At 55.1% G+C, this 13,680-nt stretch carries 14 protein-coding genes and 1 tRNA gene; 8 read left to right on the forward strand and 7 right to left on the reverse strand.

Going from position 1 to position 13,680, the window contains the following annotated elements; genetic code table 11:
* The first annotated feature begins 334 nt into the window (after positions 1 to 334).
* Both abc-f and F1381_RS00485 read left to right on the forward strand, forming a co-directional pair.
* A complete protein-coding gene (gene abc-f / locus F1381_RS00480) occupies positions 335 to 2,299 on the forward strand; it encodes a ribosomal protection-like ABC-F family protein (protein ID WP_151732873.1) in 1,965 nt (654 codons plus the stop codon).
* A 30-nt stretch (positions 2,300 to 2,329) separates the two neighbouring features.
* Positions 2,330 to 2,800 carry an ASCH domain-containing protein gene (locus tag F1381_RS00485; RefSeq protein ID WP_151732874.1) on the forward strand — a complete coding sequence of 157 codons (471 nt, stop codon included), beginning with the start codon at positions 2,330 to 2,332 and terminating at the stop codon, positions 2,798 to 2,800.
* 109 nt (positions 2,801 to 2,909) lie between these two features.
* On the opposite strand, the gene F1381_RS28025 is transcribed toward F1381_RS00485, so the two are convergent.
* The 3 genes from F1381_RS28025 to F1381_RS00495 form a co-directional block, all read right to left on the reverse strand.
* Entirely contained in the window at positions 2,910 to 3,062 is a 153-nt protein-coding gene (locus tag F1381_RS28025) for a hypothetical protein (protein ID WP_187355122.1), read from the reverse strand.
* 199 nt (positions 3,063 to 3,261) lie between these two features.
* Positions 3,262 to 3,879 (reverse strand): NUDIX hydrolase, encoded by a 618-nt coding sequence (locus tag F1381_RS00490; protein ID WP_151732875.1) that lies wholly within the window; start codon positions 3,877 to 3,879, stop codon positions 3,262 to 3,264.
* A gap of 28 nt (positions 3,880 to 3,907) precedes the next feature.
* On the reverse strand, positions 3,908 to 4,900 hold the full coding sequence (locus F1381_RS00495; RefSeq protein WP_246187852.1) for a TRM11 family SAM-dependent methyltransferase: 993 nt from the start codon (positions 4,898 to 4,900) through the stop codon (positions 3,908 to 3,910).
* Positions 4,901 to 5,067: 167 nt separating this feature from the next.
* Between F1381_RS00495 and F1381_RS00500 the strand changes: the two genes are divergently transcribed.
* Entirely contained in the window at positions 5,068 to 6,423 is a 1,356-nt protein-coding gene (locus F1381_RS00500; protein ID WP_151732876.1) for a dipeptidase, read from the forward strand.
* 163 nt (positions 6,424 to 6,586) lie between these two features.
* Positions 6,587 to 6,679 (forward strand): YjcZ family sporulation protein, encoded by a 93-nt coding sequence (locus tag F1381_RS28555; RefSeq protein WP_222850410.1) that lies wholly within the window; start codon positions 6,587 to 6,589, stop codon positions 6,677 to 6,679.
* Positions 6,680 to 6,734: 55 nt separating this feature from the next.
* On the opposite strand, the gene F1381_RS00505 is transcribed toward F1381_RS28555, so the two are convergent.
* The 4 genes from F1381_RS00505 to F1381_RS00520 form a co-directional block, all read right to left on the reverse strand.
* Positions 6,735 to 7,058, reverse strand: coding sequence for a hypothetical protein (locus F1381_RS00505; RefSeq protein WP_151732877.1), 324 nt, complete (start codon positions 7,056 to 7,058; stop codon positions 6,735 to 6,737).
* 133 nt (positions 7,059 to 7,191) lie between these two features.
* Positions 7,192 to 7,265: transfer RNA gene (locus tag F1381_RS00510), tRNA-Gly, on the reverse strand.
* An 84-nt stretch (positions 7,266 to 7,349) separates the two neighbouring features.
* Complete coding sequence (locus F1381_RS00515; RefSeq protein WP_151732878.1) at positions 7,350 to 9,473, reverse strand: putative bifunctional diguanylate cyclase/phosphodiesterase; 2,124 nt, start codon at positions 9,471 to 9,473, stop codon at positions 7,350 to 7,352.
* 168 nt (positions 9,474 to 9,641) lie between these two features.
* Positions 9,642 to 10,601 carry an aldolase catalytic domain-containing protein gene (locus tag F1381_RS00520; RefSeq protein WP_151732879.1) on the reverse strand — a complete coding sequence of 320 codons (960 nt, stop codon included), beginning with the start codon at positions 10,599 to 10,601 and terminating at the stop codon, positions 9,642 to 9,644.
* A 366-nt stretch (positions 10,602 to 10,967) separates the two neighbouring features.
* On the opposite strand from F1381_RS00520, the gene F1381_RS00525 reads away from it, so the two are divergent.
* The 4 genes from F1381_RS00525 to F1381_RS28030 all read left to right on the forward strand — a co-directional run bounded on the left by F1381_RS00525 (position 10,968) and on the right by F1381_RS28030 (position 13,628).
* Positions 10,968 to 11,138 (forward strand): FeoA family protein, encoded by a 171-nt coding sequence (locus tag F1381_RS00525; protein ID WP_246187853.1) that lies wholly within the window; start codon positions 10,968 to 10,970, stop codon positions 11,136 to 11,138.
* On the forward strand, positions 11,135 to 13,147 hold the full coding sequence (gene feoB, locus F1381_RS00530; protein WP_151732880.1) for a ferrous iron transport protein B: 2,013 nt from the start codon (positions 11,135 to 11,137) through the stop codon (positions 13,145 to 13,147). Before F1381_RS00525 ends, feoB begins: the two co-directional genes overlap by 4 nt.
* A 43-nt stretch (positions 13,148 to 13,190) precedes the next feature.
* On the forward strand, positions 13,191 to 13,382 hold the full coding sequence (locus tag F1381_RS00535; protein ID WP_151732881.1) for a FeoB-associated Cys-rich membrane protein: 192 nt from the start codon (positions 13,191 to 13,193) through the stop codon (positions 13,380 to 13,382).
* A 99-nt stretch (positions 13,383 to 13,481) separates the two neighbouring features.
* Positions 13,482 to 13,628 carry a hypothetical protein gene (locus F1381_RS28030; RefSeq protein ID WP_187355123.1) on the forward strand — a complete coding sequence of 49 codons (147 nt, stop codon included), beginning with the start codon at positions 13,482 to 13,484 and terminating at the stop codon, positions 13,626 to 13,628.
* Positions 13,629 to 13,680 lie beyond the last annotated feature (52 nt).

The raw sequence follows: 13,680 nt of genomic DNA on the forward strand, positions 1-13,680 counted from the left end.
GCTAAAATCCGGAATATTGGTTACACTAGCAATAACTTTGTACAGAGGAGGTGTGGGAGAAATGGATCGCAATGTGACCAACAGTATTGGAAGCCGGCTGGTAAATATCATGTCCGGCATCGTTCATGCAAATGCCAACAACGGGAGAAGTCTGTCCATTTACATGAACCCAATACGAACACAACATTGTGAAATGCCTTTTCTGCCTGCACCCGAACGGATGTAACTGACCGATCGAAGTGCATCAAGGCCGCGGGGAATTTCCCCCGCGGCCTTTTTGTATCCAATTCACGGTGCAGTAGGCGGAAAAGGGCATTCTTAAAGGAGAATCCCTATGATTATTTCATGCCAGCATATCCAGAAATACCACGGCGCCCAGCTGGTTCTGAGCGACGTTACCTTTGAAATCCGCCAGGGCGAAACCATCGGCCTGATCGGCCGCAACGGCTGCGGCAAGACCACGCTCCTGCGCCTGCTGAGCGGCGAAGAGCAGCCCGACCAGGGCCAAATCGCCATCCGCAGAGGCAGCACCCTCGGACTGCTGGCGCAGATCCAGGATGCGGACGCCGGCGAAAGCGTGTATGCCGTGCTGCAGCGCAGCTTCGCGGAGCCGCTGGAATGCCAGCGGCGGCTGCGGGAACTGGAGGCGGAGATGGCTGCGCTCGGCGCGGATCAGGACGAAGCGGCCTGGAACCGGCTGCTGCGTGAATACGGCATCCTGCAGGAGCAATTCGAACGGGCCGGCGGCTATGAGATCGAAGCCTCCATGGAGCGGGTCGCCATGGGTCTGGGCATTGCTGCAGCACAGTTCGGGCGTGAATTCGCTTCGCTCTCCGGCGGCGAGAAGACCAAGGTCGCCCTTGCCGCGCTGCTGCTGCGGGCCCCCGACATTCTCCTGCTCGACGAGCCGACCAATCATCTAGATATGGAAGCTATCGAGTGGCTGGAATCGTTCCTGCAGACCTATACCGGCACGGTGCTGGTGATTTCGCATGACCGTTATTTCCTCGACGCGGTAGTGAACAAGGTCATCGAAATCGAAGACGGCGAAGCCATCACCTACCACACCAATTACAGCGGCTACCAGACGGAGAAGGAAGCCCGGCTGCTGCGGCAGTACGCGGATTATCAGGAGCAGCAGAAGAAGATCAAGCAGATGCAGGAAAGCATCAAGCGCCTGATTGAATGGGGCAACCGTTCCAACCCGCCGAACCCGTCCTTCCACCGCCGTGCCGCCTCCATGCAGAAGGCGCTGGACCGGATGGTGAAGGTCAAACGGCCGGTGCTGGAGCGCAAAGCGATGGACCTGCAGTTGAAGCAGGACGACCGGTCCGGCAATCAGGCGCTCATCCTCGATGCCGTCGGCAAAGCCTACGGCGGGCGAGCACTCTTCTCCGGGGCCAGCGAGGTGCTGCGCTACGGGGAGACCGCCGCGCTGATCGGCGGCAACGGCGCCGGCAAGAGCACGCTGCTGCGGATCATCCTCGGCCTGGAGGAGCCGGACAGCGGCAGCTGCGCGCTCGGCTCACGCACCGTTCCCGGCTACCTCGGGCAGGAGGCCGTGCCGGAGGACGGCAGCCTTACGGTGCTGCGCTACTTCCGCGAGCAGGCCGGCCTGGAGGAAGGCGAGGCCCGCGGCCGGCTGGCCCGCTTCCTGTTCTACGGCGGCGATGTGTTCAAGAGCATCGCTGCGCTCTCCGGCGGCGAATGGACCCGGCTGCGGTTCGCGGTGCTGATGCACCGCCGGCCGAACCTGCTGATCCTCGATGAGCCGACCAATCACCTCGATATCGAATCCCGCGAGGCACTGGAAGAGGCGCTCGAGGAATATCCGGGTACGGTTCTGGCCGTATCCCATGACCGCTATTTCATCAACCGCTGCTTCGGCAAGCTGTGGACGATCGGAAACGGCCGCTTCACGGTATTCAGCGGCAACTATGAATACTACAAGGAGAAGCAGCGCGAGCTGGCTGCCCTCGCGGATACCGCTGCCGAAAGCACGGCCGGCTCTGCCCGGCCTGCAGGGGCGGCCGCTTCACGGCAAGCCCCTGCCACTGACGGCGGAGCAGCTCCGGGACGCGCAGGCACCGCTGCCCGCAAGGGAAGCTCGGCTGCCGGGTGGGAACAGCGTATCGCTGCGGCAGAAGCGGCACTGGCCGGCATCGACGATGCGATGCTGGACCCGGCCCTGGCCAGCGATGCGCCCCGCCTGGCCGGGCTGCAGCTGGAACGGGAGGCCGCCCAGGCGGAGCTGGACCGGCTGTACGCCGGCTGGCTGGAAGCAGCGGAAGCACTATAATTATTTTGCATGAGACTGGGAGAGATTAAGATGAACACACAAGCGGAGGTTACCGCTTATTGGAACAGCTATGTAAAGGCACACCCTGAAGCGGCGGACAAATACGACAGTGCCTGGGCCTTCGGGGACAGTCCCCGGCTGGCCGATGAACTGCTGGCACTCGTGCTTGCCGGCGTCAAGACGGGAACGGCATCGAACTATGAACTGTATGCTGTACGGGGGCTGGCTGTCCCCTTTGCGGGAGGCCATTCGGTCCTGCTCGACGGGGAAGGCGTTCCCCGGGCGATTATTGAGACGGTCCGGGTCGAGATTATTCCTTTTGACGAAGTGGGCGCCGAGTTCGCTTACAGCGAGGGCGAGGATGACCGTTCTCTCGAATCGTGGCGCTACAACCATGAGCTCTATTTTACAAGGGAAAATCAAGCTTATGGCCGGCCCTTCGATCCGCAAATGCCTGTCGTCTGCGAGAACTTCCGGGTGGTCCATGTACGCGGCAAATGAATGCAAGCCCGGCTAATGTGAGCGGTAAACATCAAAAAGGCTGCTTCTTCATCACGAAGAGGCAGCCTTTATTCATATTCCATATATTCCTCGGGTGCAGCAGTTCTGCTTACCGCCAAATGCCCATAATCCAGCCGATGAGCGAAATCCAAAGCGGGATGCTGATCAGGATACCCCAGACCAATCCGGCGGCAATGTTGCCTTCTGCGGGACGTTCGGCTTTCTCCTGCTGCAACGGAAGTCTCAATTCTTCTTGTTCCATGCGATCCCCTCCTAAATTTCTTATCGTCAGCGTAGAGGAAAAAATGTAGACCGCCTGACCCAAAAAAGTTGCGCGCTCCACTGTTTCTGGAAACAGAGGATCAGCGGCCAAGATTTGCAAATGCTTTCATAAATATTATTAACCAATTTTTGTCTAAAATAAAACGAAAGTGCCCGGTTCATATATATTATGCCGCAAGCTAGTCCAGAATTACCGGTTTTTCGGAATTCCGCAGAAATTCAAACATCGTCTGCAGCTGCTGCGGCGTGTTGCGCTCCAGGGACAGCTCAGGCAGCTCATTTTCGGCAAAAAAGGCTACTTCGCTCGTCTCCACGCCTTCCGCTGCGCTGCCGCCGACAATGCGGCACTCGATGAACATTTTGTAGACATGATACGGCTCAGGCGGATGCTGGTGGAATTTCTTGTCCAGTACAGCCAGCAGGCGCACGGCCTCCGCTTGAAAGCCCGATTCCTCGGCAATTTCCTTGACCGCCACCTCGCTCGGGGACAGGCCGATATCGGCCCAGCCGCCGGGCAGCGCCCATTTGCCGTCAAGCTTCTCGCGCACCAGCAGAATTTTCCCCTCCTGAAAGATCACGCCGCGGATATCCGTCTTGGGCGTGCAGTAGCCATCGTCGTCCGCAAACGCCAGCCGGATCTTCTCTTTGCCCTCAAAGGTGTAATTGGCCAGAATATCCACGCTCAGCTCACGCAGCGCCTCATAACGTTCAATATCGTAGACATCCTTGCCGTAAGCAAGCCCTGTCTGGGCGATCGCCTGAATCTGCTTGGCCCAGGTTAACCATTTCTCTTCCATCTGCCGGTCCTCCTCCTTGACTTCCGGGTTATATGCACAGCATCAGATGACGCGAGAAGGAGCCCTTCTTGGCCACACAGCGGTCCACGATTTCAAATCCCGCCCTGTGGATCATCTCATCCACCGCTTCAATCGCCACGATCAGCACCCGGTCGGCAATCCGGCGGGTATGATCGAGTATCGCAAACTGCTCCTCCGGCGTAATGCTGGAATACAAATTATAGGGCATGTCCACAATGGCCGCATCGTAGTGCTCCTCGATATCGGCGATATCGCCCAGCGTCACCTCGGCTGTAAAACCGAAATGCGCGATATTGGCCCGTGCTCCTGCTACAATTAACGGATTAATGTCCCGGCCGACCATATCGATGCCCATGGACAGTGCTTCGACCATCACGGTTCCGATGCCGCAGCACGGATCGATGGCCTTGACGCCGAGCGGGTCGGGTACGGCCATATTGACCGCCGCCCGGGCGACGCGCGTGCTGAGGGCGATCGAGTAACTGCGGGGCTTCTGCATCTGGCGCAGCCAGGTCGCATCATTCTTGTGGTATATGCCGAAGTACCATCGTCCGCCCAGTGCGGCTAAGCCGTACACGATGTCCGGACGCTTCACATCGGCCTCCCCATGGATGCGCAGTCCAATCTCGCGTTCAATGGCTCTGCGTCCATCATAATCGATTCTGGCTCCGGGCGGCAGATCGCTTATTTTGACACAAATTACCTTAAAGGTACTGTCGCCCACATCGATCTGTTCAGTCTGGGTGTAAATCTCCTCCAGCGTATTTCCGGTGTAGATTACATCAACCCGCTCCTTGAGAAACGGACTGCGGCTGACCTCCACACAGGTCGTGCTGGCAAAAATATCATCCGTTACCCGCTGCCCGAACAGGCAGCGCAACTCCATCGCACAAAGCGACGCTTCGTCTTCTGTATTCGCATAGGTGTATATGTATGCCGGCGGATTCTGCGGCTGCGGGCTTTGCGCCTGCGCCGATTCTTTATAGGGATCTGTTGACACGGTATAATCGCTCCAATTCATCCGCGTGCTTTAAGCGGTGTTTTCCTCTGTTAAGCATCAAGTCTATCATGACGCTCCATCCTCAATCAATAAGCGCATTATTTTGAACCCTGGGCCGTTCTCCAGTATAATGAAGAGCAGCAACACTCCAAGGAGGTACATATCAGATGTCTTACGAAACTTATTTCCAGTCTGAGCGCGAAGCTCAGCTTGCCGAATTGAAGGAATGGCTGTCCATTCCAAGCATTTCCGCTATTTCCGCACACAAGGAGGATGTCCGAAAGGCCGCAGGTTGGCTGATGGATGCACTGCAGCGCGCCGGCCTTGAGAATATCGAGCTCTTCCCCACTGCCGGCCATCCTGTTGTTTATGCCGATTACCTGCATGCTCCCGGCAAGCCGACTGTCCTTGTCTACGGTCACTATGATGTGCAGCCAGTGGACCCGCTGAACCTGTGGACGACACCTCCCTTCGAGCCGGAGATTCGTGACGAGAAGCTGTACGCGCGCGGCGCCACGGATGACAAAGGTCAGGTCTTCATGCATATCAAGGCGCTGGAAGCCATCCTGAAGCAGGAAGGCTCACTGCCGGTGAACGTCAAGCTCTGCATTGAAGGCGAAGAAGAGATCGGCAGTGTCCATCTGCCGGCATTCCTTGAGCAGTACAAGGACAAGCTGGCGGCAGATGCGGTGCTTGTCTCCGACACGGCTCTCCTTGAGCGCGGACGTCCGGCGCTCTGCACCGGACTGCGCGGACTGTGCTCGCTGGAGGTCAGCGTAACCGCCGCTTCCACCGACCTGCATTCCGGCTCCTACGGCGGAGCGGTGCCGAACGCACTGCACGCCTTGGTCTCCCTGCTCAGCTCTCTGCATGATGACAAGGGCCGCGTGTCCGTCGAAGGCTTCTACGAAGGCGTGCCGGAGCTGTCGCCGCTGCTGCGCGAGGAATTCGCGAAGCAGGGCATCGACGAAGAGAAGATCAAAGCGAAGCTAGGTCTTGATTCGCTGTACGGCGAAGAAGGCTACAGCTTTGTGGAACGTGTGGGCGCCCGTCCGACGCTGGAGCTGAACGGCGTCTACGGCGGCTTCCAGGGGGAAGGCAGCAAGACTGTCATTCCGAAGGAAGCCCATGCCAAGATTACCTGCCGCCTCGTCGGCGATCAGGATCCGCAGCATGTGCTGGATGCGATTGAGGCTCATCTCAAAGCCCACATTCAGACGGGGGCAAGAGTGCATGTGAAGCAGATGGAGAAGGCCCGCGCCTTCAATTGCGATCCAACCGATCCGATGCTGCAGAAGGCCGCCGATGCTTTCGGCAAGGTCTATGGTACCCGAGCCCTCTTCACGAAGGACGGCGGCTCCATTCCGATCATGGAAAGCTTCTCGCGCATTCTGCAGGCTCCGGTTGTGCTGATGGGCTTTGGCCTCGACGACGAGAACCTGCATGCGCCCGATGAGCATTTCAACCTGGAGAATTTCGACAAGGGCCTGCTGACGATCGTCGAGTTCCTGAAGACGGTATAAGTAATACACAGCGCACAATAACCAGGCGGAGCCCCCGTATCACCGGGAGCCCCGCCTCTTCCGCGTACTGAGCCTGCGCAGGGCCGGCGGAATGGGCATACACACTGACCATCCGCGAATTTACACATACATTAGTGTAGAAGCTTGCAAAGGAGGAATTGAAATGAGTGAATGTTACCCTTCGTTCGCTTTCACTTCTACTACCGTCATTCTCGTGCTCTACATTCTCCTGGTCATCGTCTTAAAAACATTCTAGAACAGGTGAATAACAAGCCGGAACAGCCTGCCGATTACGGCAGGCTGTTTTCCTGTCAGGTGTAGAGCAGCGTAATGACCAGCAGCTCATACAACACCAGGGTAAGGATTATCTCGTCCTGCCCCCAGGACGGGCTGCCGAACAATCTGCCGTCTCCGCCATGCGGCGGCCGTACGGCCAGCTTCAATAATCCTTTTTCACAGCCGACAATTCTTCCGAACACCACCTGGCTGTCCACCGTCTCGATTTTGACATATTGATTCTTGTACTTGCGGCAAATTTCCTGTACCTGATGCCGGATATTCCTGATATAATTCGCTGACTGCGCATCCGCCTGATACAGAACCTGCTCATGGTAGGTTGTCGGGTAGTAGCTCATCCTTGGCTCGCCTCCGTTTATTTGGTTCTGTTCAGCGTATGCACAAACGGCGGCCTGTGTGTTTGCCTAAGTCAAGAGATTAATAAAGACACAAAAAAAACCCTTGGAAACCAAGGATTTCATCGTCGAAGTATGGAGCGGGTGATGGGAATCGAACCCACGCTATCAGCTTGGAAGGCTGAAGTTCTACCATTGAACTACACCCGCAATGACATATAATAACTGAATGCAAGAGTTATCTTAACACTATCACCGTCAAAAATCAACCCTCTGCCGGCTGCGAGCCATCCTTCACAGCGGCAGTCCGAGCGCAGGCCTCAGGAAGGAATCCTCAAATTCCGCAGCCTGGAGCGGCTTCCCGAACAGATACCCTTGCGCTTCATGACACTGCTGCTCCCGCAGAAATTGCAGCTGATCCTTGTTCTCCACACCCTCGGCTGTAACCTTGAGCTTCAAGTGATGCGCCATGGAGGTGATAGTAGACACTATCGCCGCATTGTTGCTGTCCTCCATTACCTCGGATACAAAGGAGCGGTCTATCTTCAGCCGGTCGATCGGCATATTCTTGAGATAATGCAGCGAGCTGTAGCCTGTCCCGAAATCATCAATGCTGATAAATACCCCCAGACCCTTCAAGCGGTTCAGCTGCTCGAATGCGGTCTCTTTGTCCAGAGTCATGCTCTCGGTGATCTCCAGGTCGACATAGCCAGGGTCCAGTCCGATATCATGCAGCATCGCGGCAATCTTCCCGGCCAGGTTCGGCTGCAGGAACTGGCGCATCGACAGGTTGATCGAGACACAGATCGGCCGGTAGCCTGCCAGCTGCCACTGCTTGTTCTGCCGGCAGGCCGTCCGCAGCACCCATTCACCAATCGGCACGATCAGCCCGCTCTCCTCGGCCACCGGAATGAATTCCACTGGCGATACCATTCCCCGCTTGGGGTGGTTCCACCGGAGGAGCGCCTCCATCCCGACAATCTCTTCCGTTTCCAGCTGTACCTGCGGCTGATAGACGAGATAGAATTCGTCCCGTTCCAGTGCCCGGCGCAAGTCGTTCTCCAGCTTGAGCCGCTCCTTCGCTTTCATCTGCATGGCCGGAATATAGCGCCGGATTTCGACCCCCTGCTCTTTGGCGTTATGTACAGCCGCGTCCGCATTCTGAATGAGCTGCTCCGCGGTCTCTCCATCCCCCGGAAAGATGCTCACTCCCAGACTAAGCGAGATATGATATTCCCCGGATTCCAGACTGACCGGAGATTCGAACAGGCGCTGCAGCTCCGCAGCCCGGAGCAGACAGCTCTCCGTCCCGCTGCGGCCGGTCATCAGGAATGCGAATTCGTCCGCCCCCATGCTGAACAATTGCTCGCCGGCCTGCACTTCTTCAAGAATCCGCAGCGCTACCAGCTGCAGCAATTGGTCGCCGGCAAAGTGGCCCAGCGAATCATTGATATTCTTAAAATGGTTAATATTCATAATCGCCAGCGCCGAGAATCCGCCAGTCTTGTCTTTTCCGTCTTGCCGCAGAAGTTCCTCTACACGCTGCATCAGCCGGCGCCGGTTCGGCAGACCGGTCAAATCATCATGATAAGCCAAATAATTGATCCGTGCCTCGGCCTGACGGCTCTCATGAAAAGGCTCCTCAATCGTCAGGCGGTATACGCCGGTAAGCATCAGATAATAGGCAACCCCGCTGCAAAGCATTCCCAGGAGATAGTCCGTTTCGCCGACACTGAAGAGATTCATAAAGAAAACCTGGCCGAGCGCAAAAAAGATAAGGGCGCGGATAATGATCAGGAGGGAAGCCGATTTCTCAACCCGGCCGGGGTAGACGATCATGCCTACGCCAAGCAGGTAAATGAATAACACTGCCATGTCAGCGACATGCTTCAGGTTATCTGTCCATATGTAGTCCTTACCACCGGGTATCAGGGATTCGCCAAGGAAAAGCACGGTCAGAGTCAAGGCAATCACCAGCAGAGAGACGCCGAATACCCGCTTTTTACTTTTGACCGATACCGGTTCATCTTCTTTGCTGAAAATAATTAATATACCCAAGCTGCTGGCCAGGCGCGAGGCAGTCAGCACCCACAACGATTGCTCCGGAGTAATGAAGGATGCGACATACGAAATTCCGACAAAGCTTAACGTATGCAAAAAATCGAATATACATACTACCAGGAACAGCGCGGAGGTAAACAATCTGGCCTTTGATAATTTATCGGAGAAGAACAGCCAGCCCTGGGCAAAAATCGCAAAACTGAACGCTATGTTGCAGCAGCCGGCAATCAGATATAACGCAAGCAACAGATCCTCGTTCTGGATATTGCCCAGCGGCGTGCGGAAAATCTGAATCAGCAGGAACAGCGCCGCACCGATGATTGCCGCATGAATGGTCTTTCTCTCTTCTTGTCTCATAAGTCCCTCTCACACGAAAATGATATCTATATCAGTGATTGTATATATTTATGTCCTATGTATAAATATCGGCTTCCCCGCCCCTTAAAGTTACATTCATTTCATTATAAAAGAAAAGCACCTTACCCTGATGCGGGAAAGGTGCCTAATTGCGGTATATTACGCCTGTTATTGCTCTCCGAAGTTCACTTCGGGAGTGGTCAGCTTGTCGTAAAAGGCCACCGCCTCATCCTTATTGGCGGATGCGCGCAGCGCCATTGCCGACCGCGGATGCTCGTCCAGCGTTCCGGTGATCATGTAGGGGATGATGTAGCCCCATTCCTCTTTCTCCCGCAGCGGAATCATCAGCTGCTCCAGGATTTCAATTACCGGGCGCAGCGAATACTGTGTATTCTTCAGATGGGTGACCAGCAGCTCGGTCGGGCAGTTGCCGGCGGCACGCCCCATTCCGTAGCAGGAGGCATCCAGCAGCTCCACGCCCAGTTCCGAAGCGATCAAGGTATTGGAGAAGGCAAGCTGCAGATTGTTGTGCGTGTGCACACCAAGTCTTTTATTCGGCAAATGGGTTTTGAACTTGTCTACGAGATACTTGATATCATTATGGTCAAGGCTTCCGTAGGAATCGACGATATAGACCACATCCACTACGCTCTCGCGGATCAGATCGAACGCCTCCAGCAGTTCATTCTCCATTACATTGGAGAGGGCCATAATGTTGATGGTTGTCTCATACCCGCGGTCATGAAAAATCTGAACAAGCTGCAGCGCCTTGTCCACATCCTTACTGTAGCAGGCGACGCGAATCAGATCGAGCATGCTCTCGCTGCGGGGCAGAATGTCATTCTCATCGACGCGTCCGATGTCCACCAGCGCTGACAGCTTCGTATGGCCTTTCTCCGGAATGACCTTCCGCAGGAAATCATCATTCAGAAAACGCCATGGACCGGCCCCTTCCGCGCCCTTCAGCAGCTTAGGAGAATTTTTGTAGCCGATTTCCATATAATCAATACCGGCCTCATTCAGTCCGGCATACAGCTTCTGCACAAATTCAATACTGAAATCCCAGTTGTTGACGAGTCCCCCGTCACGAATGGTGCAGTCCACAATTTTGCTCTGGTTGCTCTTCACGTTACGTCTCCCTTCAGCGTTCTTGCTTGGTTCTTTGCCCGCATAGATTTACTATGCAGACATTATCGTACAATCATACTTTAGAGGCGAATATATTGTAAAGAAATCATCGCCAAAATCCTCACAAGCCCCTAATTCACTTGAAATCATTGGGACATTTGTATATTCACTATAATATTTGCGAAGTTCGGCCAAGTCATGACAAAGATCACGGAATTACCTTGTGAAAAATGATACATTACAAGAAATTAATCATTGAGATTGATTCTCAATCTCTTTCGGAGGGATATTAATATGGCTTCCACATCCTGCTCCTTGCTGCGTTTACAACCGGGCTCTACTTGCTCCATTCTCAAAATAGAAGGCATGAACCCTATCCTGCGGCGCCGTCTTGCCGATCTTGGGGTATCCGAAGGCGTGGTTGTCCGTTTGAAAGGGAGAGGCCCCTTCCTCGGTCCCGTAACCCTGGAATGTAACGGCCAGTTGTTCGCCATCCGCCGGAAGGAAGCTTCGCGGATTGAGGTGAATGTGTCATGAGCTCGGTCGCACTTGTCGGGAATCCCAATACCGGAAAGACCTCGCTGTTCAATACCTTGACCTCCTCCTACGAATATGTCGGCAACTGGGCGGGCGTAACGGTTGAGAAAAAGGTCGGCAGCCTGAAGAACGGCGCCGGCAAGCTGATTGACCTGCCAGGTATCTATTCGCTGCACCCCCTCTCCCGCGATGAAGGGGTTGCAGCCCAATACCTGGTTGAGGAGACGCCTGAGGCGCTGATCAATATCGTTGATGCTTCCCAGCTCGAACGGAATCTGCTGCTGACGCTGCAGCTCCTTGAATACGGCAAACCGACGCTGCTGGGCCTCAATATGATTGACGTGGCGAATGCCCGTGGCATTCATGTGAACCCGGAGGTGCTGGAGGCCCGGCTCGGCATTACGGTCTTGCCCCTGGTGGCCAGAACCGGCAAGGGAAGCGCCCAAGTGCTGAGTGTGCTGCAGCACACCTCGGCGATCCCGGCAGTAAATTTCAGGCTGGATTACGGGGAACTGGCCGAGGAAGCGATTGCCTCCATTGAGCAAGAACTAAGCGAGATCCAAGGCCTGCCCAATCACCGCTGGGTTGCGCTGCAGCTCATGGAGCAGAATCCGATTATACTAGAGCTGCTAAGCAAGCGGATGGACACCGGGCGCATGCTCGCTATCTGTGACAGCTGCCAGAGCAATCTGCAGAGCCGCAAGCTTGCCCTGACACTGCCGCAATGGATCCGGTCTGTCCGCATGGATTATATCCGCTCCCTGTGCCGGGAAGCCATGGATACGAGTTCAATTAAACCGCATAATTTGACGGAAAGACTGGACGCTGTCCTGACGCACCGGTATCTCGGGCTGCCGCTGTTCATCTTCTTTATGTACGTGATGTTTAAGGCCACCTTTGAATGGATTGGTGCACCTTTATCTGATTTGCTCGACGGTTTTATTGCCGGACCGCTCAGCGACGGTGCAGGAACGCTTCTTGAGAGCATTGGCGCCTCCGGCTTCACGCACGCCCTCATTGTCGACGGAATCATCGGTGGTGTCGGCGGTGTGCTGGTCTTTGTTCCGCAAATCTTTATTCTGTTCCTGATGATCTCCTTCCTGGAGGATTCCGGATATATGGCCCGCGTCTGTCTGCTGATGGACAGCACCATGGAACGGATGGGACTGAACGGCAAGGCATTTATTCCGTTTATCATCGGTTTCGGCTGCAATGTTCCGGCGATTATGGCCGCGCGCAGCATCGAGCAGCCCAAGGACCGGATGCTCACTACATTGCTGATGCCGCTCATGTCCTGCTCGGCCCGCTTGCCGGTGTATCTGCTGTTCGCCGCCGTATTCTTCCCGCAGCGTCAGGCTGCTGCCGTACTGTCCATGTATGTGCTTGGCGTTGTGTTCGCGCTGGTTTTGTGTAAGTTGTTCTCCAAGCATTTGTTCAAGAACGATTCTTCTGTCTTTATTGTAGAGCTGCCTCCGTACCGGATGCCGCAATTCAAGACGCTCGGCCGCAGTACCTGGGAGAAAGGCAAAGGCTTCCTGCGCAAAGCGGGAACTATTATCCTCGCCGGCTCAGTCATTATCTGGCTGATGACTTATGCCGGTCCCGGCGGTCTGGATGTGGCGATGGACGACAGCTTCCTGGCCAAGTTCGGCGGATTGATTGCACCACTGCTGGAACCGCTAGGCTTCGGCACCTGGCAAGCCGGCTCTACGCTGGTTCCCGGCTTCCTGGCTAAAGAGGTCGTTGTATCGACGATGAATATCATTTACCATGTACCGGATGCTCCCGGGCTTGAGAATCAGATTGCCCAAGTGTTTACTCCTTTAAGCTCAATCAGCTTTATGGCCTTTATCCTCCTCTATATTCCTTGTCTGGCCACAGTGGGAGTCATCAAGAAAGAGACGGCTTCCTGGAAATGGACACTCTTCTCCATGGGGTATTCCCTCGTGCTTGCCTACATCGTTTCACTGGTTATTTTCCAGGTCGGACGCTTGCTCGGCTGGTCGTAGAACCTCTGTTGCAGGACTTATATTAGGAAAGCGGTGATAAACAATGCTCGTGAATATTATTATTGCAGGCGCCGTGTTCGGGTATTCGGGCTGGATGATTTACCGCCATGTGCAGAAAGGTAAAGAAGGGGCCTGCGCCGGCTGCGATAAGGCCAAAAGCTGTGCTGCCGCAACGCTTGATTCGCCGCTTTCCTGCTGCGGCCCCGCGGCCTCCGACAAGAAGCTGCAGGCATAAAGAATAATTGGTAAATATTCACAAGATTTGAATCCCTCCGGAGCGGGTATGTTTGTTGTAAGCAACTACAGCAAGCAACTTTATCTGGGAGGGATTCGCATGAATACCAAGAAGACATTGTTTACCACTGTAGCGCTGGGAGCTGCCTATCTATTAAAGAATAAACAGACTCGCGATAAGATTATTGGCGGTGTACAGTCTTTCACCAATCAGGTCAAAGCCAAGAAATCCGGCGGTACCCTATAACACACCGTCCGCCGGTTAGTTTAGCGGCAGCCAAAAAAGCCTGAGGTTTCTG

Source organism: Paenibacillus tengchongensis, assembly GCF_008973665.1.
GTDB lineage: Bacteria > Bacillota > Bacilli > Paenibacillales > Paenibacillaceae > Paenibacillus_AQ > Paenibacillus_AQ tengchongensis.

Bases quoted from the DNA above. Each gene is read 5' to 3' on its own strand.
- abc-f (WP_151732873.1), top strand. From the start codon at position 335: ATGATTATTTCATGCCAGCATATCCAGAAATACCACGGCGCCCAGCTG.
- F1381_RS00485 (WP_151732874.1), top strand. From the start codon at position 2,330: ATGAACACACAAGCGGAGGTTACCGCTTATTGGAACAGCTATGTAAAG.
- F1381_RS28025 (WP_187355122.1), bottom strand. From the start codon at position 3,062: ATGGAACAAGAAGAATTGAGACTTCCGTTGCAGCAGGAGAAAGCCGAA.
- F1381_RS00490 (WP_151732875.1), bottom strand. From the start codon at position 3,879: ATGGAAGAGAAATGGTTAACCTGGGCCAAGCAGATTCAGGCGATCGCC.
- F1381_RS00500 (WP_151732876.1), top strand. From the start codon at position 5,068: ATGTCTTACGAAACTTATTTCCAGTCTGAGCGCGAAGCTCAGCTTGCC.
- F1381_RS28555 (WP_222850410.1), top strand. From the start codon at position 6,587: ATGAGTGAATGTTACCCTTCGTTCGCTTTCACTTCTACTACCGTCATT.
- F1381_RS00505 (WP_151732877.1), bottom strand. From the start codon at position 7,058: ATGAGCTACTACCCGACAACCTACCATGAGCAGGTTCTGTATCAGGCG.
- F1381_RS00515 (WP_151732878.1), bottom strand. From the start codon at position 9,473: ATGAGACAAGAAGAGAGAAAGACCATTCATGCGGCAATCATCGGTGCG.
- F1381_RS00525 (WP_246187853.1), top strand. From the start codon at position 10,968: ATGAACCCTATCCTGCGGCGCCGTCTTGCCGATCTTGGGGTATCCGAA.
- feoB (WP_151732880.1), top strand. From the start codon at position 11,135: ATGAGCTCGGTCGCACTTGTCGGGAATCCCAATACCGGAAAGACCTCG.
- F1381_RS00535 (WP_151732881.1), top strand. From the start codon at position 13,191: ATGCTCGTGAATATTATTATTGCAGGCGCCGTGTTCGGGTATTCGGGC.
- F1381_RS28030 (WP_187355123.1), top strand. From the start codon at position 13,482: ATGAATACCAAGAAGACATTGTTTACCACTGTAGCGCTGGGAGCTGCC.